The 24,984-nt window shown below is 70.2% G+C and carries 21 protein-coding genes; 10 read left to right on the top strand and 11 right to left on the bottom strand.

Features of this window, described 5'->3' with window-relative positions:
• Window positions 1-77: 77 nt before the first annotated feature.
• From egtA to egtD, 4 genes are read left to right on the top strand one after another with little or no spacing between them, the layout of a single operon-like run.
• Window positions 78-1,394, top strand: coding sequence for an ergothioneine biosynthesis glutamate--cysteine ligase EgtA (egtA, locus tag SH922_RS37645; protein WP_393063017.1), 1,317 nt, complete (start codon window positions 78-80; stop codon window positions 1,392-1,394).
• Window positions 1,391-2,740, top strand: coding sequence for an ergothioneine biosynthesis protein EgtB (gene egtB, locus SH922_RS37640; RefSeq protein WP_393063016.1), 1,350 nt, complete (start codon window positions 1,391-1,393; stop codon window positions 2,738-2,740). Before egtA ends, egtB begins: the two co-directional genes overlap by 4 nt.
• The gene (gene egtC, locus SH922_RS37635; protein ID WP_393063015.1) at window positions 2,740-3,495 is read left to right on the top strand and encodes an ergothioneine biosynthesis protein EgtC; all 756 of its coding nucleotides are present in this window, start codon (window positions 2,740-2,742) and stop codon (window positions 3,493-3,495) included. The genes egtB and egtC overlap by 1 nt, the downstream gene beginning before the upstream one ends.
• Window positions 3,492-4,454, top strand: a complete 963-nt coding sequence (egtD, locus tag SH922_RS37630; protein WP_393063014.1) for an L-histidine N(alpha)-methyltransferase — start codon at window positions 3,492-3,494, stop codon at window positions 4,452-4,454. The genes egtC and egtD overlap by 4 nt, the downstream gene beginning before the upstream one ends.
• Here egtD and SH922_RS37625 read toward each other — a convergent pair.
• From SH922_RS37625 to SH922_RS37615, 3 genes are all read right to left on the bottom strand, one after another.
• Complete coding sequence (locus SH922_RS37625; RefSeq protein ID WP_393063013.1) at window positions 4,397-5,242, bottom strand: lysophospholipid acyltransferase family protein; 846 nt, start codon at window positions 5,240-5,242, stop codon at window positions 4,397-4,399. The two genes, egtD and SH922_RS37625, sit on opposite strands and share 58 nt — an antisense overlap.
• Window positions 5,239-6,066, bottom strand: coding sequence for a GNAT family N-acetyltransferase (locus SH922_RS37620; RefSeq protein WP_393063012.1), 828 nt, complete (start codon window positions 6,064-6,066; stop codon window positions 5,239-5,241). Before SH922_RS37620 ends, SH922_RS37625 begins: the two co-directional genes overlap by 4 nt.
• Before the next feature lie 243 nt (window positions 6,067-6,309).
• Window positions 6,310-7,566 (bottom strand): extracellular solute-binding protein, encoded by a 1,257-nt coding sequence (locus SH922_RS37615; protein WP_393063011.1) that lies wholly within the window; start codon window positions 7,564-7,566, stop codon window positions 6,310-6,312.
• Between the two features lie 202 nt (window positions 7,567-7,768).
• Between SH922_RS37615 and SH922_RS37610 the strand changes: the two genes are divergently transcribed.
• The gene (locus SH922_RS37610) at window positions 7,769-7,984 is read left to right on the top strand and encodes a dodecin (protein ID WP_393063010.1); all 216 of its coding nucleotides are present in this window, start codon (window positions 7,769-7,771) and stop codon (window positions 7,982-7,984) included.
• A gap of 16 nt (window positions 7,985-8,000) precedes the next feature.
• Here the strand turns inward: SH922_RS37610 and SH922_RS37605 are convergent, their stop codons facing one another.
• On the bottom strand, window positions 8,001-8,489 hold the full coding sequence (locus tag SH922_RS37605) for a hypothetical protein (protein WP_393063009.1): 489 nt from the start codon (window positions 8,487-8,489) through the stop codon (window positions 8,001-8,003).
• Between the two features lie 157 nt (window positions 8,490-8,646).
• On the opposite strand from SH922_RS37605, the gene SH922_RS37600 reads away from it, so the two are divergent.
• Window positions 8,647-11,070 (top strand): ABC transporter, encoded by a 2,424-nt coding sequence (locus SH922_RS37600; RefSeq protein WP_393063008.1) that lies wholly within the window; start codon window positions 8,647-8,649, stop codon window positions 11,068-11,070.
• Window positions 11,071-11,306: 236 nt separating this feature from the next.
• Window positions 11,307-13,073, top strand: a complete 1,767-nt coding sequence (locus SH922_RS37595) for a glycosyl hydrolase family 18 protein (protein WP_393063007.1) — start codon at window positions 11,307-11,309, stop codon at window positions 13,071-13,073.
• A 72-nt stretch (window positions 13,074-13,145) separates the two neighbouring features.
• Here the strand turns inward: SH922_RS37595 and SH922_RS37590 are convergent, their stop codons facing one another.
• Genes SH922_RS37590 through SH922_RS37580 form a run of 3 tightly spaced genes read right to left on the bottom strand, consistent with a single transcriptional unit; the run spans window position 13,146 to window position 16,547 of the window.
• Complete coding sequence (locus SH922_RS37590) at window positions 13,146-13,892, bottom strand: succinate dehydrogenase/fumarate reductase iron-sulfur subunit (protein WP_350993080.1); 747 nt, start codon at window positions 13,890-13,892, stop codon at window positions 13,146-13,148.
• The gene (locus SH922_RS37585; protein WP_393063006.1) at window positions 13,889-15,838 is read right to left on the bottom strand and encodes a fumarate reductase/succinate dehydrogenase flavoprotein subunit; all 1,950 of its coding nucleotides are present in this window, start codon (window positions 15,836-15,838) and stop codon (window positions 13,889-13,891) included. Before SH922_RS37585 ends, SH922_RS37590 begins: the two co-directional genes overlap by 4 nt.
• A gap of 1 nt (window position 15,839) precedes the next feature.
• Complete coding sequence (locus SH922_RS37580; RefSeq protein WP_393063005.1) at window positions 15,840-16,547, bottom strand: succinate dehydrogenase; 708 nt, start codon at window positions 16,545-16,547, stop codon at window positions 15,840-15,842.
• Window positions 16,548-16,642: 95 nt separating this feature from the next.
• On the opposite strand from SH922_RS37580, the gene SH922_RS37575 reads away from it, so the two are divergent.
• Window positions 16,643-17,560: a LysR family transcriptional regulator gene (locus tag SH922_RS37575; RefSeq protein WP_393063004.1), complete on the top strand. Its 918-nt coding sequence runs from the start codon at window positions 16,643-16,645 to the stop codon at window positions 17,558-17,560.
• A 36-nt stretch (window positions 17,561-17,596) separates the two neighbouring features.
• Here the strand turns inward: SH922_RS37575 and SH922_RS37570 are convergent, their stop codons facing one another.
• The 3 genes from SH922_RS37570 to SH922_RS37560 form a co-directional block, all read right to left on the bottom strand.
• A complete protein-coding gene (locus SH922_RS37570; protein WP_393063003.1) occupies window positions 17,597-19,771 on the bottom strand; it encodes a putative bifunctional diguanylate cyclase/phosphodiesterase in 2,175 nt (724 codons plus the stop codon).
• Window positions 19,768-20,586, bottom strand: a complete 819-nt coding sequence (locus SH922_RS37565; RefSeq protein WP_393063002.1) for an SAM-dependent methyltransferase — start codon at window positions 20,584-20,586, stop codon at window positions 19,768-19,770. Before SH922_RS37565 ends, SH922_RS37570 begins: the two co-directional genes overlap by 4 nt.
• Before the next feature lie 202 nt (window positions 20,587-20,788).
• Window positions 20,789-21,748 carry an SCO0930 family lipoprotein gene (locus SH922_RS37560; protein ID WP_393063001.1) on the bottom strand — a complete coding sequence of 320 codons (960 nt, stop codon included), beginning with the start codon at window positions 21,746-21,748 and terminating at the stop codon, window positions 20,789-20,791.
• Window positions 21,749-22,492: 744 nt separating this feature from the next.
• Between SH922_RS37560 and SH922_RS37555 the strand changes: the two genes are divergently transcribed.
• Both SH922_RS37555 and SH922_RS37550 read left to right on the top strand, forming a co-directional pair.
• Window positions 22,493-23,260, top strand: a complete 768-nt coding sequence (locus SH922_RS37555) for a hypothetical protein (RefSeq protein ID WP_393063000.1) — start codon at window positions 22,493-22,495, stop codon at window positions 23,258-23,260.
• A 172-nt stretch (window positions 23,261-23,432) separates the two neighbouring features.
• Complete coding sequence (locus tag SH922_RS37550) at window positions 23,433-23,987, top strand: hypothetical protein (protein ID WP_393062999.1); 555 nt, start codon at window positions 23,433-23,435, stop codon at window positions 23,985-23,987.
• A gap of 92 nt (window positions 23,988-24,079) precedes the next feature.
• Here the strand turns inward: SH922_RS37550 and SH922_RS37545 are convergent, their stop codons facing one another.
• Window positions 24,080-24,781, bottom strand: coding sequence for a hypothetical protein (locus SH922_RS37545; protein ID WP_393062998.1), 702 nt, complete (start codon window positions 24,779-24,781; stop codon window positions 24,080-24,082).
• Window positions 24,782-24,984 lie beyond the last annotated feature (203 nt).

Raw genomic sequence — 24,984 nt, 5'->3', positions numbered from 1 at the left:
GACGCACAGGGGCACCCTTGTGCGAACTCCCGACAAGGGTTTGGGTAGGACGGACGCACCGGAAGAGGAGGCCCGGCATGTCATCCGACACACCCGGCGAACACGGTCCGCCCGGACAGGCCACACCCATCGGCGAGGGCGAGGCGGAGGATTTACTGCGCTGTATCTGCTTCAAGACAGGACCGCCCCGCATCGTGGGGGTCGAGCTCGAATGGCTCCTGCACGATCGCGATCTGCCCCACCTTCCTGTCCCGCACCACCGTCTCGAAGCGGCCGCGACGGCCGTCCGGGCGCTGCCCCTGAACGCGGCGCTCACCTTCGAGCCCGGCGGCCAGCTGGAACTCAGCTCGCGCCCCGCCGAATCGCTCATGGCGTGCATCAACGACACGGCCGCCGATCTCGTCGCCGTGCGTGACACCCTCGGGCGCCTTGACCTGGCTCCTGCCGGGTTCGGCGTCGATCCCTGGAATCCACCGCACCGGCTGCTGCGCCGGCCCCGATACGACGCCATGGAGCTCGCGCTCGACCGGTCGGGCCCGGCGGGCCGGGCCATGATGTGCACGACCGCGTCCGTCCAGGTCTGCCTGGACGCCGGAGAGGAGGAGCCGGGACCGCTCGGGTACGGGCGGCGCTGGCAGCTGGCCCATCTGCTGGGTGCGGTGCTGGTGGCGGCGTTCGCCAACTCGCCGTTCCGGCTGGGGAGGCCGACGCCGTGGCGCTCGATGCGTCAGTCGCTGTGGGCCGACCTGGATCCGCTGCGCACGCTGGCCCCGGCCGGGCAGCTGCCACCCCGGGACGCCTGGGCCGCCTACGTCCTCGACACGCCCGTCATGTGCATCCGGGGCGACGAGGAGCCCTGGGCCGTGCCCGAGGGGCTCACCTTCCGCGACTGGATCCGCCGCGGGGAACCGCGGCGCCCGGACCGGGCCGATCTCGACTACCACATCACCACGTTGTTCCCGCCGGTGCGCCCGCGCGGACATCTGGAGCTGCGCATGATCGACGCGCAGTCCGGTGACGACGGCTGGCTCGTGCCGCTGGCCGTCACCACTGCCCTGTTCGACGACCCGGAGGCCGCCGAAACCGTGTACCGCACCGTCAAACCCCTGGCCGAGACGGCGGGCCCCCTGGCCGCGCCGCGCAATCCGCTCTGGGTCAGGGCCGCCCGCGACGGGCTGACCGATCCGGAGCTGCGGGCGGCGGCGGTCACCTGCTTCGAGCTGGCCTTGGAGGCGCTGCCGCGGATGGGTGCCACGGAGGCTGTGCGGGACGCGGTGGCAGGCTTCCGCGACCGCTATGTCGCACGGGGCCGATGTCCGGCCGACGACCTGCGGGAACTGCTCACGACGGACCGGCGCCGCGGTTCGGCCCACCCGAAGGGGACCCTCTCATGACCGACTCCCCCGCACCCTCGCCGTACGGGCCGCAGAGCCCGGACGCCCAGGACCCCGAGGTGCTCCGTGAGCGCGCGCTCGCCGCGCTGCTCACCGCCCGCGAGCGCACCACGCTGCTCACCGACAGTGTGGACGATCACGAACTCACCGCTCAGCACTCACCGTTGATGTCGCCCCTGGTCTGGGACCTCGCGCACATCGGCAACCAGGAAGAGCTGTGGCTGCTGCGCGGTGTCGCCGGCCGCGAGGCCATGCGCCCTGAGATCGACGGCCTCTACGACGCCTTCGAGCACCCTCGGGCCACCCGCCCCTCCCTGCCGCTGCTGGCGCCCGCCGAGGCCCGTACGTACGCCTCGGAAGTACGCGGCCGGGCGCTGGACGTACTGGAGTCAACGCCACTGGGCGGCCGCCCGCTGGTGCGGTCAGGATTCGCCTTCGGAATGATCGCGCAACATGAACAACAGCACGACGAAACCATGCTGATCACTCATCAGTTGCGTTCGGGCCCCGCCGCCCTGAGCGCACCCGAGCCGCCCCGGGCCACCGACGCGACCTCTCTTCCGGCGGAAGTCCTGATCCCGGGCGGCCCGTTCACCATGGGAACGTCGACGGAACCGTGGGCACTCGACAACGAACGCCCCGCGCACCGGCGCGAAGTCCCCGGCTTCCTCATCGACACCGCGCCTGTGACCTGCGGCGCCTACCGGGCGTTCATCGAGGACGGCGGCTACACGGAGCAGCGCTGGTGGGCAAGCGCGGGATGGGCCATGGTGCGTGAGCACGGGCTGACGGCGCCGCTGTTCTGGCACCGGGACGCCGGGCAGTGGCTGCGCCGCCGGTTCGGAGTGACCGAGCCGGTCCCGGCGGACGAGCCGGTGCTGCACGTGAGCTGGTACGAGGCGGACGCGTACGCCCGTTGGGCCGGCCGCAGGCTGCCCAGCGAGGCGGAGTGGGAGAAGGCGGCCCGCCACGACCCCGCCTCCGGGCGCTCCCGGCGCTATCCGTGGGGCGACGCGGACCCGACTGCGGAGCGCGCCAACCTCGGGCAGCGCCATCTGCGGCCCGCACCCGCGGGGGCGTACGCCGCGGGGCGCTCGCCGTCCGGCGCTGGGCAGCTTATCGGCGACGTGTGGGAGTGGACCTCGAGCGACTTCCTGCCCTATCCGGGCTTCGCACCGTTCCCGTACCGCGAGTACTCGGAGGTGTTCTTCGGCCCGGACCACAAGGTGCTGCGCGGCGGTTCGTTCGCGGTGGACGCGGTGGCCTGCCGGGGGACGTTCCGCAACTGGGACCTTCCGGTGCGGCGCCAGATCTTCTCCGGATTCCGCACGGCGAGGGATCTCTGATGTGCCGCCATATCGCCTATGTGGGGCCGCCGGTGCGCCTGGGCGTGGTGCTGACCCAACCGGAGCACTCACTGGTCCGGCAGTCCTGGGAACCGCGCCGGCAGCGGCACGGGACCGTCAACGCGGACGGTTTCGGTGTCGGCTGGTACGCGGACGGGGACCCGGTGCCGGGACGGTACCGCCGACAGGGGCCCGTCTGGGGCGACCAGACCTTCGCCGATCTGGCCAGAGTGGTGCGCAGCCAGGCGCTGCTCGCCGCGGTCCGGGACGCCACCGAGGCGGATCCGGACGGCGAGGCGGCGGCCGCGCCCTTCAGCGGCGGCGGAGTGCTCTTCAGCCACAACGGCGCGGTGAAGGGCTGGCCCGGATCCGTGGCACCGCTGGCAGCGGCGCTTCCCCCTGCCGAGCTGCTACGCCTCACCGCCCGCTGCGACTCCGCGCTGATCTGGGCCCTCGTGCAGCACCGGCTGGCGGCTGGCGACGCACTCCCGGAGGCTGTTGCGGCCACCGTGCGGGAGGTCGCCGGGGCGGCGCCCGGCTCCCGGCTCAATCTGCTGCTGACCGACGGCCGCACCATCGTGGCGACGGCCTGGGGAGACAGCCTCTGGTATCTGGCCGAACCCGGCCGGCACACGGTCGTGGCCTCGGAGCCGTACGACGACGATCCGCGCTGGCGCGAGGTCCCCGACCGCACGCTGCTGACGGCGACCCGCGCCGATGTTCTGCTGACCCCGCTCAAGGAGCCCACCCAGTGAGTCCCTTTCTGCTGACCCGTACCCTGCCGGTGGACGCGACGGACGCGGCGCTGCGCGCCGATGTGCTGGACGGTCTGACCCGGCACCCCAAGACGCTGCCGCCCAAGTGGTTCTACGACGCCCGCGGCAGTGAGCTGTTCGAGGAGATCACCCGACTGCCCGAGTACTACCCGACACGCGCGGAGCGGGAGATCCTGGTCGACCGGGCGGCTGAGATCGCCGCCGCCTCCGGCGCCCGGACGCTCGTGGAGCTGGGCTCGGGCTCCTCGGAGAAGACCCGGCACCTGCTGGACGCGCTGCCGGATCTGCACAGTTACGTGCCGGTCGACGTGAGCGAGAGCGCGCTGCGCGGCGCGGCGAAGGCCTTGCTGGAGGAGCGGCCGGAACTGTCCGTACACGCGCTGATCGCCGACTTCACCGCTGAGCTGTCACTGCCCGCCACTCCTGGCCCTCGGCTGGTGGCGTTCCTCGGCGGCACCATCGGCAATCTGCTCCCCGACGAGCGGGCCGCGTTCCTCGCGTCGGTGCGGTCGCTCCTCTCCCCCGGTGACACGCTGCTGCTCGGCACTGATCTGGTGAAGGACGAGGAGGTGCTGGTCGCGGCGTACGACGACGCGGCCGGGGTGACAGCCGCGTTCAACCGGAACGTCCTGTCAGTGGTCGACCGGGAGCTGGGCGCGGACTTCGCGCCGGAGGACTTCGAGCATGTGGCCCGGTGGAACCCGCAGCATGAGTGGATCGAGATGCGGCTGCGGGCCCGCCGGGCGCTCACGGTGAAAGTTCCGGAACTCGATCTGCTGGTGTCGTTCGAGGCCGGTGAGGAAGTTCGGACGGAGGTGTCGGCGAAGTTCCGCAAGGACGGTGTGCGGGATGAACTCGCCGCGGCAGGGCTTCGGTTGAGTCAGTGGTGGACCGACTCGGCAGGCCGGTTCGCACTGTCGCTGGCAACAGTGGACTGAGCCAGTCCCGCCAGTGCGCGCCGGCCGTGGACGCTGCCCGCCGGGATCGGCGGCAGGACATCGATCTCGGCGGTCAGTCCGGCCGCCCGCACCACCCGCCACAGCGAGGCGGTCAGCGGATCATCGCCGACGAAGGCGGCGGCTCCCGCGGGGTCCTGGCGCCCCGCGGCAGCTTCGAGGTAGCGGATGCGGACGGGCTGGACCGCGGCTCCGGCGTCGATCGCCGCCTGGAAGGCGGCGGGCCGGAACCGGCCACCGGGCCCGCGGCCGCACCATGTGCTGCCTTCCGGGAAGACGACGACCCGCGCCCCGCCCCGCATCGCCGAGGCCAGGGCGTGCACGGTCGCGGGCAGCGCGCGCAGCCGTTCGCGGTCGACGAACAGGGTGCCGCCGAGCGCGGCCAGCGGCCCGAGCAGCGGCCACTGCCTGATGTCGCTCTTGGCCAGCATCCGGCCCGGGCACACGGCCGCGACCAGGGGGATGTCCAGCCAGGACACGTGGTTGGCGACGACGAGGACCCCCGGCCCGCCCCGGTGCCCGTCCGGCCGGCCGACGACGCGCATCCGTACCCCGAACGCGCGGATCACCCCGTGCGCCCACGTCCGGGTCAGCCGCTCCCGGTGGGCCCTGCCCAGGAGCAGGGCGAGCGGGGCACACAGAACGCCGGTGAGGGTGAGCGCGCAGCCGGCGAGCAGCAGGGCCGCTGCCGGGACCGGGTGCCGGGCGGGCCCGTCGTGAGTGGCACAGCCGGGCGGGGTGCAGGGCGAGACGGGCAGCCAGGCGCTCATTGCTGCGGGGCGAGCGAGAGGAAGTGGCGCAGGTAGCGGGGGTCGGTGGCGCGCAGCGAGAGCAGGACGTACAGATCGGCGACGTTGAATTCGGGGTCGTGGGCGGGCGCGCCGCAGACCCGCGCACCGAGTCGCAGATAGCCACGCAGCAGGGGCGGGAGCGAGGAGAGCCCTCCGGGACCGCCCGGGAGCACGCCCGGGGGCTGCCAGAGGCGGTGCGGAGAGACCCAGTACTCCTCGGGCGCCAGGTGCTTCGTCCGTACGGTCTCCCAGGCCCGCGCGGCCGCCGCCCCGCCGTCGGACAGGGGGATCGAGCAGCAGCCGGCCAGCCAGTTGTGCCCGCTGCGCTCCATGTAGCGGGCCAGACCGGCCCAGATGAGTGCGATGACGGCGCCGTCACGGTGGGCCGGGTGGACGCAGGAGCGGCCGACCTCGACCAGGTCGTCCCGGACCGGTTCGAGCCGGGTCAGGTCGAACTCGCTCTCGGCGTAGAGGCGTCCGGCGATGCGGGCGCGCTCGGGCGGCAGCAGCCGGTACGTGGCAACGATCTCGCCGGTGGCCGTCTCCCGGACCAGGAGGTGGTCGCAGTACGCGTCGAAGGCGTCGCTGTCCAGGCCGGGTTCGGGACCGTCCAGCCGGGCGCCGAACTCGGCTGCGAAGACCTGGTGGCGCAGCCGTTGGGCGGCGCGTATCTCCGCCTGGTCCACGGCGAGGGAGACCTGGTAGCGCGGCGGTCCGTTGGGAACGGTCCGGTCGGACTGCTGCACCGGAACGGACGGGGCGGCGGCGGGAGTGGCAGGGGAAGCGGTGGGCAGCACATGCATGACGGACTCCGGGGACGGGTCGGCAGGAGCGGCTGCCAGGCCCCCGCACAGATGTGGGGCCCGGCTCCTTGGGTGTCCGGTGCTGGGGGGCGAAGTCGCCCTCCGACACCGGACCCTCCTACTTCTTCCGTGACCGGCTGGATTCGACGTGACCGGCATGGAGAGCCGGGATGTGCGACGGCTGAATCCCGCGGTGCGCTGCCCTCCCGTTGTTCCCCGCGGGGCCGTGCGACGGCTGCCGGGTCAGCTGCCCGCGAGCAGCGCGGTGATCTTCTCGGATGCGGTCTTCGCCTCGGTCGCCGGATCCCCGCCCTGGAGGACCGCCGTCATGAAGGGCTTGATCGGGTTGGCGGCCTCGACGGCCGCCCACTGCGAAGAGTTCGGGGTCGCGTGGCCCCGTGCGGCAGCTGTGGCCATCGCGGCGGTGCTCTCCTCACCCTCGATGACATGGGCCAGGGAGGGCTTGTTGGGCACGTAGCTCATGGTCTTGGCGAGTTCCTCCTGCCACTTCGCCCCGGCCAGCGCCTTGATGACCTCGTACCCCGCGCTGCGCTGGTCCGCCTTCTGCGGGATGATCAGGTCGGATCCGCCGGTGAACACGGACCCGGGCGCCTTCGCGGTCTTGCCCGGTATCGGGAAGTAGCCCAGCTTTCCCTTGAGTTCGGGATTCGCCTTCTCGATCAGTGTCGCGCTGCTGGGAGTGGAGATGATCTGCGCGACATTCCCCTTGGCGAACACATCGCTCTGCGGGGGCTTTTCCTCGTCCGCGTCCTTGGGCCCGTCGCCGAGTGCCTGGAGCTCGGAGTAGAAGTCCATGCCCTTGAGCGCGGCGGAGCTGCTCAGTGCCCCCTGCCAGTCGCCGCCCTTGTCGCTGGCGAGTTCACCGCCTTCGTCCCAGATGAATCCGGCGAGTACGTACCAGTTCTGGCCCGGCAGATACATGCCCTGGTTGCCGTCGCGGTTCAGTTTGTCGCTGTCCTCGATCCACTGTGCGCGCGTCTTCGGCGGGGTCTTGATTCCTGCCTGCTCGAACAGGTCCTTGTTGTAGATCACCACACGGTTGGCCGCGTACCACGGGATTCCGTACTGGACACCACCGATACTGCCCGGCTCGGCGAGGCCGGGCAGCCAGTCCTCGCTGCCCAGGTCACGCATCGACTCCAGGGTGAGATCGCGCAGATTGCCGCTCTCCGCGTACTGGGCGACCTGAGTGTTTCCGACCTCGATGACGTCCGGGGTGTCCTTGCCGTTGAGGGCTTCGAGGACCTTCGGTCCGATTCCGCTCCAGCTCTGAATCTTGAACTCCAGTTCGACCGAGGAGTGCTCGCCCTCGTACGACTTCTTGAAGCGGTCCAGGAAGTCGGCGGTGACACTGTCCTTCATCAGCCAGATGGTGACCTTCTTGCCGCCCGAACCGTCCGACCCGGGGATCATTCCGCACCCGCCGAGCGCGACGGTGGAAATCAGGGCGATGGCTCCGACAAGCATGCGGTTCTTCACGAGGGTCACCTTCTGCGAAACGGCAGGACAAAATTGCGGACCCGGTGTGGGGGACTGCGGGCTGCGCTCGCACGGGCGTGGCTGGATTTTGGTATGGACCAATACTTTGGTCAAGGGCCGCCCAGGGCAGGCCGGCGCTCCGCGACCTCTCGCGAACCGCGCCAAGGTGGGGCACCTTGGTAGGGACGAAAGGGGATCCATCGTGTCGAATCACACGTATCGCGTCACCGAGATCGTAGGAACCTCCCATGACGGCGTCGATGCGGCCATCCGCAACGGCATCGCAAGAGCCTCGGAAACGTTGCACAATCTCGACTGGTTCGAGATCACCCAGGTGCGCGGACAGATCAAAGATGGCCAAATCGAGCACTACCAGGTCGGCCTGAAAGTGGGCTTCAGGCTCGACGACAAGGAGTAACGGCTCCCGCCCCGGCTCAGGTGCGCCCCTCGCGCTCCTGAGCATCCTTCAACGCGGGCGAGGCCTGCGCCCAGCGGGCTCGCACCACCGTGAATCCCGCCAGTTCCGCGGCGTCGCAGACCAGCTCGTCGTCGTCCACCAGCATCCGCACCTCGCGGTCCCGCCCCATCCGCTTCAGGATCTCCAGCTTGGTCCTGCGGGCGGGCCGCCGGTCGTCGTTGCGCCGCATGTGGAGCCGTCCCTCGGGCAGCCCCTGCCGGGCCAGCCAGGCCACGGTGTCCTTGCGGCAGCGCTCCGGGCGTCCGGTGAGGTAGACGACCTCGCACTCCTCGGAGCTGCTCAGAGCGAGCCGTACGCCTTCGGCCAGGGGCGGATCGTCGGGCGCGGCGGAGAAGAAGCCGGCCCAGTCCCGCCGGGCCCCCTCCAGGAAGTGCTGACGGTGGGCGGTGTCCGCGAGCGTGCCGTCCAGATCGAATACGGCCAACGGCCGGGCGTCGTCTCTCATGCGCCCAGCAAATCAAGGCGCGACAGCGTTCGACGACCCGGCACGGCGCAAGCCGCGGCACCCGTCGGCCTCGGCGCCCCCCGACCGCGCACCGAAGCCTAGAATCAAACCGTTTGTCCCGGTCAGCCCGCCCCGAACCGTACGGAGCCCCACCCCCATGGCCACCCCCCACGATCCGTACGTCCGGGTCCGCGGCGCACGCGAGCACAATCTGCAGGACGTCCGGGTCGACATCCCGCGCGACACCCTCACCGTCTTCACGGGCGTCTCCGGGTCCGGCAAGTCCTCGCTGGCCTTCGGGACGATCTACGCGGAGGCCCAGCGCCGCTACTTCGAGTCCGTCGCGCCCTACGCCCGGCGGCTCATCCACCAGGTGGGCGCACCGAAGGTCGGCGAGATCACCGGACTGCCGCCCGCAGTCTCTCTGGAGCAGCGCCGCTCCGCGCCCGGCGCCCGGTCGTCCGTCGGTACGGTGACCACCCTGTCGAACTCCTTGCGGATGCTCTTCTCCCGGGCCGGGGAGTATCCCGAGGGCGCCGAGCGGCTGGACTCGGACTCGTTCTCGCCGAACACCGCCGCCGGGGCCTGCCCGGAGTGCCACGGTCTCGGCCGGATCCACCGAACATCCGAGGATCTCCTGGTCCCCGACCCGGGGCTGTCGATCAGGGCCGGGGCGATCGCCGCCTGGCCGGGGGCATGGCAGGGCAAGAACCTGCGCGATGTACTGGACGCCCTCGGCTACGACATCGACCGGCCGTGGCGCGAGCTCGACCCGGCCGACCGCGAGTGGATCCTGTTCACCGACGAGCAGCCGGTGGTGACCGTCCATCCGGTGCGTGATGCAGGCCGCATCCAACGCCCTTACCAGGGTACGTACATGAGTGCGCGGCGCTATGTGATGCACACCTTCGCCGACTCCCGGAGCCGCACGCTGCGGGCGAAGGCCGAGCGCTTTCTGACGAGTGCACCCTGCCCGGTCTGCGGCGGCAGCCGGCTGCGGCCGGAGGCCCTCGCGGTGACCTTCGCGGGCCGTACGATCGCGGAGCTGGCAGGACTTCCGCTCACGGGGCTCGCCGAGGTGCTGTCGGCTGCGGGCGGGGGCGATACCGCCCGGGTGCTGACGGAGGACCTGCTGGCCCGGATCGGGACGGTCACCGAACTGGGGCTCGGCTATCTCAGTCTGGACCGTACGGCTCCGACGCTCTCGTCGGGCGAGCTCCAACGGCTGCGGCTGGCAACCCAGTTGAGGTCGGGACTCTTCGGCGTCGTCTACGTCCTGGACGAGCCGTCAGCCGGACTGCACCCGGCGGACACGGAGTCGCTGCTCGCGGTGCTCGGCCGGCTCAAGAAGGCCGGGAACACGGTGTTCGTCGTGGAGCACCAGATGGATGTGGTGCGGCAGGCGGACTGGCTGGTCGATGTGGGGCCGCTGGCCGGTGAGCACGGCGGCCGGGTGCTGCACAGCGGGCCGCCGGCCGGGCTCGCCGATGTCGCGGAGTCGGCGACGCGGCGCTTCCTCTTCGACGACGCCCCCGTTCCCGTACGTGAGGTACGCACGCCCTCCGGGTGGCTGCGGCTGCACGGGGTGGACCGGCACAACGTGCGCGGCGTGGACGCCGCCTTTCCGCTCGGGGTGTTCACGGCCGTGACGGGTGTCTCCGGCTCCGGCAAGTCGACGCTGGTGGGTCAGGTGCTGGCGGGCGTGCTGGCCGACAGGCAGGCCGCGGACGACGACGGGCCCACGGCGGAGCGGCCCGCGCCCGGGTGCACCTCGGCGGAGGGGCTGGATGCGGTGGACCGCCTGGTCCAGGTCGACCAGCGGCCGATCGGCCGTACCCCCCGTTCCAACCTGGCCACGTACACCGGGCTCTTCGATGTCGTGCGCAAGCTGTTCGCCGCCACCGACGTGGCGCGCGAGCGGGGTTACCGGGCCGGCCGGTTCTCCTTCAACGTGGCGGGCGGACGGTGCGAGACCTGCCAGGGCGAGGGGTTCGTCTCGGTGGAGCTGCTCTTTCTGCCCAGCACGTACGCGCCCTGCCCGGACTGCCATGGCGCGCGGTACAACCCGGAGACGCTCGACGTCACCCTGCGGGGGCTGAACATCGCCCAGGTGCTGGATCTGACGGTGGAGTCGGCGGCCGGCTTCTTCGCCGATACGCCCGCCGCCGGGCGCAGCCTGCGCACGCTGCTCGACGTGGGGCTGGGCTATCTGCGACTCGGGCAGCCGGCGACGGAACTGTCCGGCGGCGAGGCGCAGCGGATCAAGCTGGCGGCAGAACTGCAGCGCGCCCGCCGGGGTCACACCCTGTACCTGCTCGACGAGCCGACGACGGGGCTGCATCCGGCCGATGTCGAGGTGCTGATGCGGCAGTTGCACGGACTGGTCGACGCGGGGAGCACCGTGGTGGTCGTGGAGCACGACATGGCCGTGGTGGCGGGCGCCGACTGGGTGATCGACCTCGGGCCGGGCGGCGGCGACCGGGGCGGCCGGATCGTGGCCTCCGGGCCGCCGGTGGACGTGGCCCACACGCAGGAGAGCCGGACGGCCGCGTACCTACGGGCGGCACTCCACCTCGAATAGCCACAACTCCCCGTTAACGCCCATGAGTTGTGCGCCCGGGCAAGCAATGAGGAATGAAACAGTAAAGAACGTTGACAGTTAGCTGGTCCAGACCAATCATGGGCATGCCTCACGGTCGTTCCTCGCCGTGCGGCACGTGACCCCGGCCGGGAATCACAGGAACGGACCGCGCCCCTCACCGGGCGCGGCAGACCCGTGCGATCCCCCCGTTGTCCCACCCCGCTGGGAGCTGCCCCATGAGACGTCCAAGAAGAGTCGGCGCCGCCCTGAGTGCCTTGGCCGCCGTCGTCGCGTCCGCAGGCCTGGTCCTCGGATCAGGCGCCGGCGCACAGGCCGCCGCAACCGCCGCCACTCCCCTGCCCGCACACGTCTTCGCCCCGTACTTCGAGGCGTGGAACGGCGACAGCCCGGCCGCGCTCTCCCAGGCGTCCGGCGCCAAGTACCTGACCATGGCCTTCATCCAGACGGAGGCCCGCGGTTCCTGCACCCCCTACTGGAACGGCGATGCGGGCACCCCCATCGCCCAGTCCGAGTTCGGCGCCGACTTCACCACCATCCGGTCGCGCGGCGGCGATGTGATCCCGTCGTTCGGCGGCTACTCGGCCGACAACGGCGGCACCGAGATCGCCGACAGCTGTACGAACGTCGACTCCATCGCGGCGGCGTACGAGAAGGTCATCACGACCTACGACGTGTCCCGCCTCGACATGGACATCGAGGACAACTCCCTGGAGAACAGCGCCGGGATCGACCGCCGCAACAAGGCGATCAAGAAGGTCCAGGACTGGGCGGCCGCCAACGGGCGCTCGGTGCAGATCTCGTACACCCTGCCCACCACCACGAGCGGTCTGGCCGACAGCGGTCTCGCGGTGCTGGAGAACGCGGTGTCCAACGGCGCCAAGGTCGACGTCGTGAACCTCATGACGTTCGACTACTACGACGGCGCCTCGCACAACATGGCACAGGACACCCAGACGTCGATCACCGGCCTCAAGGGCCAGCTGGCCGATCTGTACCCGTCGAAGACCGACACCCAGCTCTGGGGCATGACCGGCATCATCGAGATGCCGGGCATCGACGACTACGGCCCGGCCGAGACCTTCACCACGGCCGATGCCACCGCGGTCTACAACTGGGCCGTCTCCAAAGGCGTCAGCACCCTGTCGTTCTGGGCGCTCCAGCGCGACAACGGCGGCTGCCCCGGCACCGGCGGGAGCGACACATGCTCCGGAATCGCGCAGGACACCTGGTACTTCAGCCACACGTTCGCCCCGTTCACCACGGGGGGCACCGGTCCGGTGACGGACGACTACTCGGTGGCCGTCACGCCGTCCTCGGCAACGGTCGCACCGGGCGGCTCGACCACGGCCACGGTGAAGACCGCGGTCACCTCGGGGAGCGCCAAGAGCGTCGCACTGACGACGAGTGGGGCGCCGGCCGGTGTGACGGCGACGCTCAGCCCGACGTCGGTCACTGCCGGGGGTACGTCGACGCTGACCGTGAGAGCGTCCGCCTCGGCGACGCCCGGCACGTACACGGTCTCCGTCACCGGTGCGTCGGGCACGCTCAGCCACGCAGCGAGCTTCACCCTGACGGTGTCCGGCCCCGGCGGTGGCACGGGTTCGCTGGTGAACGGCGACTTCGAGACCGGCTCGCTCGGTCCCTGGACCTGTGAGTCCGGCGGCGCGGTCGTCTCCACCCCGGTGCACGGCGGTACGCACGCGCTCGCCGCTGCGGCCACCTCCTCGCAGACCGGCGAGTGCACCCAGACGCTCACCCTGTCACCCAACACCAAGTACACGCTTCAGGGGTGGGTGCAGGGGAGTTACGGGTACCTCGGTGTGCGGGGCGGCGCCTCGGCGAGCACCTGGGGTTCGTCGAGCGGTTACGCCAAGCAGTCGGTGGCCTTCACCACCGGGGCGAGCGGCACGGTGACCGTCTATCTGCACGGCTGGTACGGGCAGGGCACGGTCTACGGGGACGACCTCTCCGTGACCTCCTGACCCTGCCGCAGACACAGGACTTCCCGGTCCCGGAGGCGGGCGGCCTCCGGGACCGGGAACCGGTCCGTGCGCTCAGCGGTGGACCTTGCGGGTCGCCCGCAGCCATTCCTTGTTCATCGCGGAGATCGACGGCAGCGGGATGCCCTTCGGGCAGGCCGTGGCGCACTCCCCGGTGAGCGTGCAGCCGCCGAAGCCCTCGCTGTCCATCTGCCCCACCATGTCCAGGACCCGGGTCTCACGCTCCGGGGCGCCCTGCGGCAGGACGTTCAGGTGGTTGACCTTCGCCGAGGTGAAGAGCATCGCCGAACCGTTGGGGCAGGCCGCGACGCAGGCGCCGCAGCCGATGCATTCGGCGTGCTCGAAGGCGAAGTCGGCGTCCGGCTTGGGCACGGGCGTGGCGTGCGCGTCGGGTGCCGTGCCGGTGGGGGCGGAGATGTAGCCGCCGGCCTGGATGATCCGGTCGAAGGCCGAGCGGTCCACGACCAGGTCCTTGACGACCGGGAAGGCCGAGGCCCGCCACGGCTCGATGTCGATCGTGTCGCCGTCCTCGAAGGACCGCATGTGGAGCTGGCAGGTGGTGGTGCGCTCCGGGCCGTGGGCATCGCCGTTGATGACGAGGCTGCACGCGCCGCAGATGCCCTCGCGGCAGTCGTGGTCGAAGGCGACGGGGTCGTCGCCGGCGAGGATGAGCTCCTCGTTGAGGGTGTCGAGCATCTCCAGGAACGACATGTCCTGCGAGATGCCGTCCACCTGGTAGGTGGACATGGCGCCGGGGGCGTCGGCGTTCTTCTGGCGCCAGACGCGCAGGTTGAGCTTCATGCGTAGCTCCGCTGAGTGGGGTGGACGTACTCGAAGACCAGGTCTTCCTTGTGCAGGACGGGGGCTTCGCCGGTGGCGCTGAACTCCCACGCCGCCGCGTACGAGAACTCCTCGTCCCTGCGGGCGGCTTCGCCGTCCGGGGTCTGCGACTCCTCGCGGAAGTGGCCTCCGCAGGACTCCGCGCGGTGCAGGGCATCGAGGCACATGAGCTCGGCGAGCTCCAGGTAGTCGACGATGCGGTTGGCCTTCTCCAGCGACTGGTTGAACTCCTCGCCGGTGCCCGGCACCTTGATACGGCGCCAGAACTCCTCGCGGATCTGCGGGATCCGGTCGAGTGCCTTGCGCAGCCCCTCCTCGGTGCGGGCCATTCCGCAGTACTCCCACATGAGTTCGCCGATCTCCCGGTGGAAGGAGTCGGGGGTGCGGTCGCCGTCGACGGCGAGCAGCAGATGGAGCCGGTCCTCGGTCTCGGCGACGGCCTCCTCGACGGCAGGGTGGGAGGCGTCGACCTCGTCGTGGTGCGGGTTGCGGGCCAGGTAGTCGTTGATGGTCGACGGCAGGACGAAGTAGCCGTCGGCGAGCCCCTGCATCAGCGCCGAGGCGCCGAGCCGGTTGGCACCGTGGTCGGAGAAGTTGGCCTCGCCGATCGCGAACAGGCCCGGGACCGTGGTCTGGAGGTCGTAGTCGACCCAGAGTCCGCCCATCGTGTAGTGCACGGCGGGGTAGATCCGCATCGGGGTCTCGTACGGGTTCTCCGCAGTGATCTGCGCGTACATGTCGAAGAGGTTGCCGTACTTCTCCTCGACCTTGGCGCGGCCCATCCGCGCGATGGCCTCGGCGAAATCCAGGTAGACGCCCTGGCCGCCCGGTCCGACCCCTCGGCCCTCGTCGCAGACGTTCTTCGCGGCGCGGGAGGCGATGTCACGGGGCACGAGGTTGCCGAAGGCGGGGTAGATGCGCTCCAGGTAGTAGTCGCGCTCGTCCTCGGGGATCTCATTCGCGGGACGGTCGTCACCCTTGGCCTTCGGCACCCAGATGCGACCGTCGTTGCGGAGCGACTCGCTCATCAGCGTCAGCTTGGACTGGTGGTCGCCGGTGCGCGGGATGCAGGTGGGGTGGATCTGGGTGAAGCAGGGGTTGGCGAAGTACGCGCCACGCCGGTGCGCACGCCAGACTGCGGTGGCGTTGGAGTTCATGGCGTTGGTCGACAGATAGAAGACGTTGCCGTATCCGCCGCTGGCCAGCACGACGGCGTCGGCGAAGTACGTGTCGATCTTTCCGGTGACCAGGTCGCGGGCGACGATGCCGCGGGCCTTGCCGTCGACGACGACCAGGTCGAGCATCTCGGTGCGGGAGTGCAGTTCGACGTTGCCCGCGGCGATCTGCCGGGACAGTGCCTGGTAGGCGCCGAGGAGCAGCTGCTGCCCCGTCTGGCCGCGGGCGTAGAAGGTGCGGGAGACCTGGACGCCGCCGAAGGAGCGGTTGTCGAGGAGGCCGCCGTACTCGCGGGCGAAGGGGACGCCCTGTGCCACGCACTGGTCGATGATCTCGACCGAGATCTGGGCGAGCCGGTGGACGTTGGACTCGCGGGCGCGGAAGTCGCCGCCCTTGACGGTGTCGTAGAAGAGCCGGTGGACGGAGTCGCCGTCGTTGCGGTAGTTCTTCGCCGCGTTGATGCCGCCCTGGGCGGCGACCGAGTGGGCCCGGCGGGGCGAGTCCTGGAAGCAGAACTGGACGACGTGGTAGCCCTGTTCGGCCAGCGTCGCACCGGCCGAACCGCCGGCGAGGCCGGTGCCCACGACGATGACGGTGTGCTTGCGGCGGTTGGCCGGGTTGACCAGCTTCGCCTCGAAGCGGCGGGTGTCCCAGCGTTCGGCGACCGGGCCCTCGGGGGCCTTGGTGTCGGCGACGGGGGCCCCGGTCGCGTAGTCCGTGTAGTCGTTCATGTCAGCTCACCACTCCGGTCATGACGGCGACGGGTACGGAGACGAAGCCCACGGTCAGCACCAGTGCGAGGACGTTGGCGGTGGTCTTCAGGACGCGGTCGCGCGTCGCGCGGCCGGCGCCGAGGGTCTGCGCCGCGCTCCAGAACCCGTGCTGGACGTGCAGCCCCATGGCGAGCATGGCGACGATGTAGACGACGTTGCCGTACCAGGTGGAGAAGGTGTCGATGACGTTCTGGTAAGGGTGACCGGACTGGAATCCGCCCGAGTGCACGGTCCCGGTCGTCAGGTCCAGGATGTGCCAGACGATGAACAGCGCCATGATGATGCCGCCGTAGCGCATCGTGTTGGTGGCATAGCTCGCGCGCGGCTTCCTGTGCACGTACTTGCTGGGGCGCGCCCTGAGGTCGCGCCGGCTGAGCTGGTACGCGGACACGGCGTGCAGGACCACCGCGGCGACCAGCACGACACGGACGATCCACAGCGCCCACTCGTGGTGCAGGAACGGCTCGCCCATCACCCGCAGCCAGTGCGCGTAGCCGTTGAACTCGTCGGAACCGAAGAAGATCTTCAGGTTGCCGACCATGTGGACGACCAAGTAGAGGAGCATGATCAGACCGCTCACGGCCATGATCGTCTTCTTGCCGACGGACGAGTCCCAGAGCGTGCGCGTCATGGACGGCCGTCGGTCCGTCCGTGTTGCCAATGCCATGGACACGACGCTAGGGCCGAAAGGCCCGATCAGTCCAAGACATGGAACAGCTCATCTCCATAGGCTTCGACTATCGACAGCGGTAGGGTGAGTGTATGCAATTCCAGCAGCTCATGTATTTCGTTGCAGTCGCCGAGGCCCGGCACTTCACCCGCGCCGCGGAGGAGGTGCACGTCTCGCAGCCCTCGCTCTCCCAGCAGATCAGAGCCCTGGAGAACGAGCTGGGGGCCGAGCTGTTCAGCCGGGCCCGGGGGAACATCGCACTGACGGACGCGGGCGAGGCGCTGCTGCCGCTCGCCCGGCGCATCCTGGCCGACGCCGACACCGCACGGCACGAGGTCCAGGAGCTGGCCCAGCTGCGTCGCGGCCGGGTCAGGCTGGGCGCGACGCCCAGCCTCTGCACGGGGCTGCTGCCCGACGTGCTGCGCGCCTTCCACGACCTGCACCCCGGGATCCAGCTGCTGCTGGAGGAGGGCGGTTCGCACGACCTGGTACGGGAACTGGCGCGCGGCGCGCTCGATCTGGCCCTGGTGGTGCTGCCGCTGCCCGCGGCCTCACCGGCGCTGACCACGGTCGAGCTGCTCCAGGAGGACCTGGTGGTGGTCTCCTCGGCGGACGGCCCGCGCCCCGGCCGGGGCGGCAGTGTCCGGATCGCGGATCTTCAGGGTGAGCCACTGGTGATGTTCCGGCACGGCTACGACCTGCGCGAACTCACGGTCGCCGCCTGCCGCGCCGAAGGCTTCGAACCGTCGTTCACGGTGGAGGGCGGCGAGATGGACGCCGTACTCGGCTTCGTCCGCGCCGGCCTGGGTGCCGCGGTGGTCCCGAGCATGGTCGCGACCCGGGCGGGCCGGGACCTGCGGACGACGCCGCTGGCGCGGCCGGGGCTGCGCCGCACCATCGCGCTGGCGCACCGCAGCGACGTGGCTCCGCCACGGGCGGCACGGGAGCTGCAGCGGGTACTCCTGGCCAGCCGGGCGGGGACTCCGCCCCCGGCCGCCGGACGGGCTTGATCCCGCGGCCGGGTACATGCGGGTGGACCGACCGCCTCAGACCGCGTCGGCCAGCAACAGGGAATGGATCCGGTCCGGCGCGCCGGGGCGCGCGTAATACCAGCCCTGTGCAGTGTCGCAGCCCAGCTGCCGCAGCTGCTCCGCCTGGGCCCCCGTCTCCACACCCTCCACCGTCACGGCCAGATCCAGGCTGTGCGCGAGCGAGACGATCCCCTCGACGATCTTCAGGTCCACCGGGTCGGCCGGATGGTGCTGCATCCCCTGGGTGAAGGAACGGTCCAGCTTCAGCACACTCACCGGCAGCCGCCGCAGGTTCGCCAGGTTGGAGTACCCCGTACCGAAGTCGTCGAGCGCTATGTCGACGCCCATCTCGGCCAGTTGCCGCAGCGGCTTCAGCAGGTCCTCGTCCGCCCCGATGAGCGCCGACTCGGTGACCTCCAGGCACAGGGCCCCCGCTTCGAGACCCGAGCGCTCCAGGATGTTGACGGTCTCCGCGACCAGCCGCGGGTGGTGCAGCTGGGCCGGCGAGAGGTTGACGTTGATCCGCAGCGGACCGCCGTCGGTGTGCCGCTCCTGCCAGAAGTTGGCCTGCCGCACCGACTCCTCCAGCACCCAGCGGCCCAACGGCACGATCAGCCCGGTGTGTTCGGCGAGCGCGATGAACCGGTCGGGCCCCAGCACCCCGTGCTGCGGGTGGCACCAGCGCACCAGCGCCTCCGCGCCGTGCACCGAACCGTCGTCGAGGTGCACGAGCGGCTGGTACTCGATGAAGAACTCGCCGCGCTCCAGTGCGGCCGGCAGCGCCGTGGTCAGACCGTGCCGGGTGATCGCGCGGGCGTCCGCCTCCGCGTCGGCGAGCTCGAAGCGGTTGCCGCCCGCGGACTTGGCCCGGTACATCGTGATGTCGGCGCTGCGCAGCACCTCCGCGGCGCTGCGTTCGCCGGCGGGTCCCTCGACGACTCCGATGGACCCGCGAACGGTCAGCTCGCGCCCGTCGAGCCGGATCGGCGTGGCGAGCACACCGAGGATCCGGCACGCCAGCTCGTCGACCTCCTCTTCGGTGTCGGTGCCCGTGGTGAGCGCAACGAACTCGTCGCCGCCCAGCCGCGCCACCATCTCACCGGGTGCGGTCGCGCAGCTCTGCAGCCGGTCCGCGACCTCGACCAGCAGCCTGTCGCCCGATGCGTGGCCCAGGCTGTCGTTGATCGCCTTGAAGCCGTCCAGGTCCAGATAGCAGAGGCCGAAGCGGCTTCCGTCACCCGCCGAGAGCGCCTTCTCGAGACGCTCGAAGAAGAGCGTCCGGTTCGGCAGGCCGGTGAGCGCGTCATGGGTGGCCTCGTACCGCAGCCGCAGATTGAGCAGCCGTCGCTCGGTGGTGTCCTCCATCAGCGCCAGCTGGTACTCCGGCCGGCCCTCGGAGTCGCGCAACAGCGACACCGTCAGATTGGTCCACAGGACGGTGCCGTCGTTGCGGTAGTACGGCTTCTCGACCCGGTAGTGCTCGCGTTCGCCGCGGACCAGCTCGTTGTAGTACTTCCAGACCTGCGGGGAGTCCTCCGGATGGACCCACTCGTTGACGCGGTGACTCAGGACGTGGTTCTCGAGTCCGCCGAACATCCGGGTGAGGGTGTCGTTGACCTCCAGCACATTGCCGTCCAGGTCGGCGATCCCGATACCGATGGCCGCGTCCTTGAAGACGGCCCTGAAGCGCGCCTCCGTCGCATGCAGTGCCTGTTCGGCGTGGGAGCGTGCGGTGAGCGCCGAGCGGGCGATCGCCTCCTGCTCGGCGAGTGTCCGCTCGCGCAGTGCCTGGGAGAAGCCCCCCGCGACCGCGTGCTGGATCCGCGCGCAGCGGGACCTGCTGTCCTCCGTCGAGAGCGCGTCCGGGCCGTTGCTTCCGCAGTAGAGCACCAGATACGAGTCGACGACACTCAGCGTGGAGCTGAGCGCGTCCGGGTCCGTGCAGTGCGCTGCGACGAGGGCGCTGCCCACTGTGCTCGCGGGCGCCGGGTCGAAGGGGCGGGCGTGCAGTGTGTCGCTGAGCGCACGGGCCAGTGGGAGCAGATGCTGCTCGAACTCCGGCCGGGTCATGGAGGTGGCCGTCGACGGAAAGATCGCCCGGCTCCAGATCGTGGCGAATCTCCGGAGCCGGTCCTCGGGACCGTCCGGCTCCGCGTCCGGGGCTCCGGACGCCTGGGCGGGAATACTCACGCCTTGCGTCCCACTCCAGCGAAGCCCGAGAAGGCGTACGGGTCATCGTTCTCCTGCGCCGCGGGGTTCTCCGGGCGCCAGCGCGGCATCGACACCAGTCCGGGCTCGACCATCTCGTAGCCGTCGAAGAACCGGCCGACCTCGTCGCGCGAGCGCATGACCAGCGGGCTGCGGATCTTCTTGTAGACCCCCACCGTGCCGCCGGCCTCCTCCCGCGTCAACGGAATCCCCTCGAACGAGGCGTGGGTGACGACGAGCAGGCTTCCGGGGGCCAGGATGTCGCGCAGGGCGGCGACGGCCGCGTGCGGGTCGTCGGCGTCCTCGACGAAGTGGAGTACGGCGACGAGCAGCAGGGCCACCGGGCGGTCCAGGTCGAGGAGCTTGGACACCTCCGGGTGGTCGCGGATCTCCTCGGGCCGGCGCAGGTCGGCGGTGGCGATTACCGCGCGGTCATTGCCTTCGAGCACGGCCTGGCTGTGGGCGACCGCTACCGGATCGTGATCGACGTAAGCCACCTTGGCCTGCGGATCGATCGTCTGGGCGACCTCGTGCACGTTTCCGAAGGTCGGTATCCCGGAACCGATGTCCAGGAACTGCGTGATGCCCTCGTCCAGCGCGTAGCGCACGGCGCGGCGCATAAAGGCTCGGTTCGCCTGCATGATCTTGGGAAGTCCCGGCATGAACTTCATGGCCTTGCGGGCCGCTTCCCGGTCCACCTCGAAATTGTGCGAGCCGCCCAGATAGAAGTCGTACATTCGGGACACGCTTGGCACCGAAATGTCAATGCCTTGCGGTGCCCAGGCGGGACGCTCCATCGATGTCTCCAACAAGTCGCCTCGGTGATCCGGCCATGTTCATGGTCAGTATTGACCAGAGGCTACTGACCCACCGCCAGGAGAGCGAGCGGAAACGGAAATTAGCGGTCCGTTATTGGTCACACACCCGTGGCATGTGCAACCGCCCCGTCGCTGCCTGTGACATACGGCGACGGGGCGACGCGAGCGGACCGCGCGGGAACTACTTCGACGCACCGACCAACTTCGCCTGGGGGGACACCGCGTACCAGGTTCCTCCGACGCCCTGACCGTTGGTGTCACCGGGTTTGACGTCCCCGGAGAAGGTGTAGATGGGCCAGCAGTCGACGGCCTGCTGCTTGAGTCCGTCGGGCCGGTCGAAGGTGACAAAACCCTTCGTCGTGACACCCTTCACATCATTCTTCCCGACAGGCGCGACAACCGGCCACTTCGAGAGACAGGCTCCGGTGCAGGCCGACTTCATCGGCCATGCGACATCCTTCCTGAACCGGTAGACCGTCATGCCGCGCTTGTCCACGACGATATCGCCGAGTTCCGGATCCTTGCGCACGGAGAGTCCCGCGAGGTCGGCCGGCTGTGCGCCGGAAGGGCCGTCGGCGTTCACCGCCGCCTTCTTGCCGTCGGGCGCCGAGGCGAACCAGGTTCCACCCACTCCCTGCCCCTGTGCGTCGCCCGGCGCGGCGTCCTTGGCGTACCGGTACATCGGCCAGCCGGCCAGTGTGAGTTGCTGCGCACCGTCGGTCCGGGTGACCTTCCCGATCAGAGCGGCATCGGTCCCGGCTGCGGCGGTGACATTGCCCGCGGGGACCGGCGGCCAGGCTTTCGCACAGTCGCCTTCGCAATTCGACTTGGGTGGGCTCGCGGTGTCCTTGTCGAATCGGTAGAGCGTGAATCCCTCGCTGTCCGTCACGACCTTGCCGAGCTTCTTGCTGTCCCAGACCGCGAGCTGACCGGCCTGCTTCGCCGAGGCGGTCTCCGCCTCCGCATCGGAGCCGTATCCGCTGTCCGATCCGTAGCTGTCCGCGGCCTGGCCTGCCGGACTCGCGTTGCCCACGTTCTGTCCGTTGGGCGACTCGGTGCCCTTGTCCTGACCGCACGCCGTCGTCAGCGCCAACAGGGTCACCGCGGTCACCGCGAGCGAGGCGTTTCGCCAGGTGTTCATGTCAACTCCCGTGATACTTCCGCCAGTTGCGACGCGGGTGCGCGCCGTTCATGGCCCTAAGTACGGGCGCCGGGCCGTTCTTTGTTCAATGCGTACGCAGATTCTTCCGGAGCCGCAAACACCGAGCACCCCAGGTCCCCTCCATCAGGGGAATCCGGCGGGTGTCCGGCGTGCCCGGCCGCGGCCCGGTACATGCTCCCCGTCGTGTACGGATCACTCATAGGGCGGCTCACCGCAGCCGTCGCGCTCACCTGGCTGTTGACCGCCCCGGCGCCGGCGGTGGCCGACAACTGCGCGTATGCCTCGATCGATGACGGCAACGGCAGTTCGGCGGTGGCGGACAGCGGCGACGGCACCTGCCACGCAGGGCCGGAACCCGAGCCCGCGCCCCCGCCGGCCCCGAAGCCGAAACCGAAGCCCCCGCCTCCTCCGCCACCCCCTCCACCTCCCCCGCCTCCACCGCCTCCACCGCCACCGCCCCCTCCGCCACCACCCGTGCCCGCACCCGCACCGCCCCCTCCCCCGTCACCTCCACCGCCCACCCCGCCCCCGTCACCCACGCCTTCCCCGTCCGCCCGCCCGGCGCCCCCCGCGCCCGTGGCACTTCCCTCGTACCGCAGACCCGTACGGAAGGCACCGGAACGCCATACCTCCCTGGTCACGCTCACCTTGATGATCACAGCCCCCGCAGTGTTCGCCGTCGCCGTACTGCGGCCCCGTTCCCGATGACCTCCGGAGGCACTCATGTCGGAATGGCTGGTTCTCACCCTCGCCATGGCCGCGGCCAGCACCGTCGTGCTGACCATCGCCGTACTCAACAACCGCCGGCTGCCCGAGGACGACGACCCGTCCGAAACCCCTGACGTCATCGAGTACATGACAATGATGATCGGAGTGGTCTACGCGATCGTGCTGGGCCTGGCCATCGCGGGCGTATGGGAGGGGCGCGGCGCCGCCCAGGAGTACGTACGCCAGGAGGCCCAGGCGCTGCACGAGGTCAGCGCACGCTCGTCCGTCTACCCGGCCGAGGTCCGTAGCCGGATCCGCGCAGACGTCGACGCCTACGTGAGCCACGTCGTGCACGACGAATGGCGGACCATGAGCCGGCACGGCACGCTCAGCGACCGGGGCGCCGAGCTCCTCGGCCGGGTGCGCGCCGACGTCACGGAATACCAGCCGAAAACGGACCACGAAGGGCAGGCCTATCAGCCGCTCGTCGACCAGGTCGCCGCGGCCGACGACGCCCGCAATGCCCGGGGGCAGAGCGCCGGGGCCACGATGCCGGGCGTCGTCTGGTTCGGACTGATCACGGGGGCGCTGGTGACGGTGGGGCTGATCTTCACCCTGCAGATCCGGCGTACGTTCCGCGAACTCCTGCTGGCCGGCCTCTTCAGTGTGCTGATCGCCTTCCTCCTCTTTCTGATCTGGGACTTCGACTCCCCCTTCGGCCGGGGCATCTCAGCCACCGCCGCACCATTCCTCGATCTGTTCCCCGGCGCGGCGGACGGATAGGAGCGCCCGTCCCCCGGCGGTGCGCCGCCCGGGGGACACCGGTGCCCCATTCGCCGGACCCCGATCGCGGGCGAAATGCACCACTTCTAGCGTTGCCCGTATCGAGGTGCATTTCTGATGCTTTGTGGAAAACCGTTCCGCAGCTGCTCCTCGGGGACCCGGAGGATTCACCATGCGCGCAATACGTGTCACCCCCGTCGCTCTGCTCGGCGCCGCAGCACTCGCCCTGACCGCCCCGGCTGTGACCGCGTATGCCGCTACCACGGGCGGTCCGTCGAACAGCGGGACCGGGTACACCGTCACGCCTTCGGTGATCGCACCAGGCGGCCAGGTCACCCTGGCGGCCAAGGCGTGCTCCACCACGGCCACGGCGTCCTCGGGGGTGTTCGACACCGTGACCATTCCCAAGGACGGCAGCGGCAGGGCAACGGTCGACTGGGACGCCAAGCCGGGCGCCGTCTATGAGGTGACGTTCACCTGCAACACCTCGCCGAGCTCCACGGCCAAGGTGAACCTCACGATCAGCGCCGCCACGAGCACACCCACCACGAGCTCGACGAACTCCGCGGTGTCCACGGCCTCCCCGGCCGGTGTTCAGGGCGGTCTCGGCGGCAGCATCGACAGCATGAACTCCGGCAAGATCGTGGCCGGCACCGCGCTGGCCGTGGCCGCCGCAGCCGGCACCGTCTTCGTGGTGCGGCGGCGTAAGGAGAGCCGCTCGCACTGACCGGCACCGCCGGCGGAACGAAAGTCGCCCCGGGTCCTCTTGGAGGACTCGGGGCGACTTTGGTTATCGGGCCGGCGGGAGCGTCTCTACGGTCAGATCGCCCCATGGCTCATCCTCCGGCGGCGCATGATGTACATGCCTCCGCCGAGGGCCGCCGAAGCGACCAGGCCCGCGCCGACACCCATCTCCGCCGGGCTCGCGGCCATCGAGCCGCCGAAGCCGCCCTGGGCGCCCCGGCTGTTGAGCACGGTGAAGCGGTGTCCGGCCGTACGGTCGGTGCCGTCGCACCGCACCGTCAGGTTGTAGGAGCCGGGCGTCGCGTCGTTGAGGATCCGGACCCTGGCGTGGCCGACCCGGCCGGCCGAGAGCCGCGTGGTCCGGAACGCGTTGGACGAGACGCTGCCGCCCCGGCCGCAGCCCTCGGCGCTGACCTGCATCGCAGCGCCCTGGTGCACGCGCTCGGGATCGACGGTCACGTTGTTCGGACCGTTGTTGCCGTTCCCGTTCCCGTTCCCGTTCCCGTTGCCGTTCCCGTTCCCGTTCCCGTTGCCGTTCCCGTTCCCGTTCCCGTTGCCGTTCCCGTTCCCGTTCCAGTTGCCGTTCCCGTTGCCGTTCCCGTTCCCGTTGCCGTTCCCGTCTCCGTTGTCCCAGTCGCCCGGGTCGTTCCAGTCGTTCTGGCTGTTGCCGTTGTTCTGCCCGTTCCCGACGTCTCCACCGGCTGCGGCCATCGGGGCACCGAGCCCGAGAGCGGCGACGGCGGTCGCGGCGACAACGAGAGCGCGTGTAGCACGCATCGTTCGAACCTCCAGTGGGAAGCGCCCCGGAGCCCTGTGCACCGGGATGGATCGACGAGAACGCCTCCCATGACGAACCCTCACCAGATCCTTGATCCACCGCATTTCGGGACTGCTCCACCCCGGTGATCCGACACACCGCGCAAACAGCCGTGGCCCTGATGGACTCGCAGGTCACAGACCGTCAGAACTTTTATCCGGCT

This window comes from Streptomyces sp. LN549 (genome assembly GCF_043203805.1).
Classification (GTDB): Bacteria; Actinomycetota; Actinomycetes; order Streptomycetales; family Streptomycetaceae; genus Streptomyces.
The sequence above is the reverse complement of the archived record's forward strand: the minus strand, read 5'-3'. Positions and strand labels throughout refer to the sequence as shown.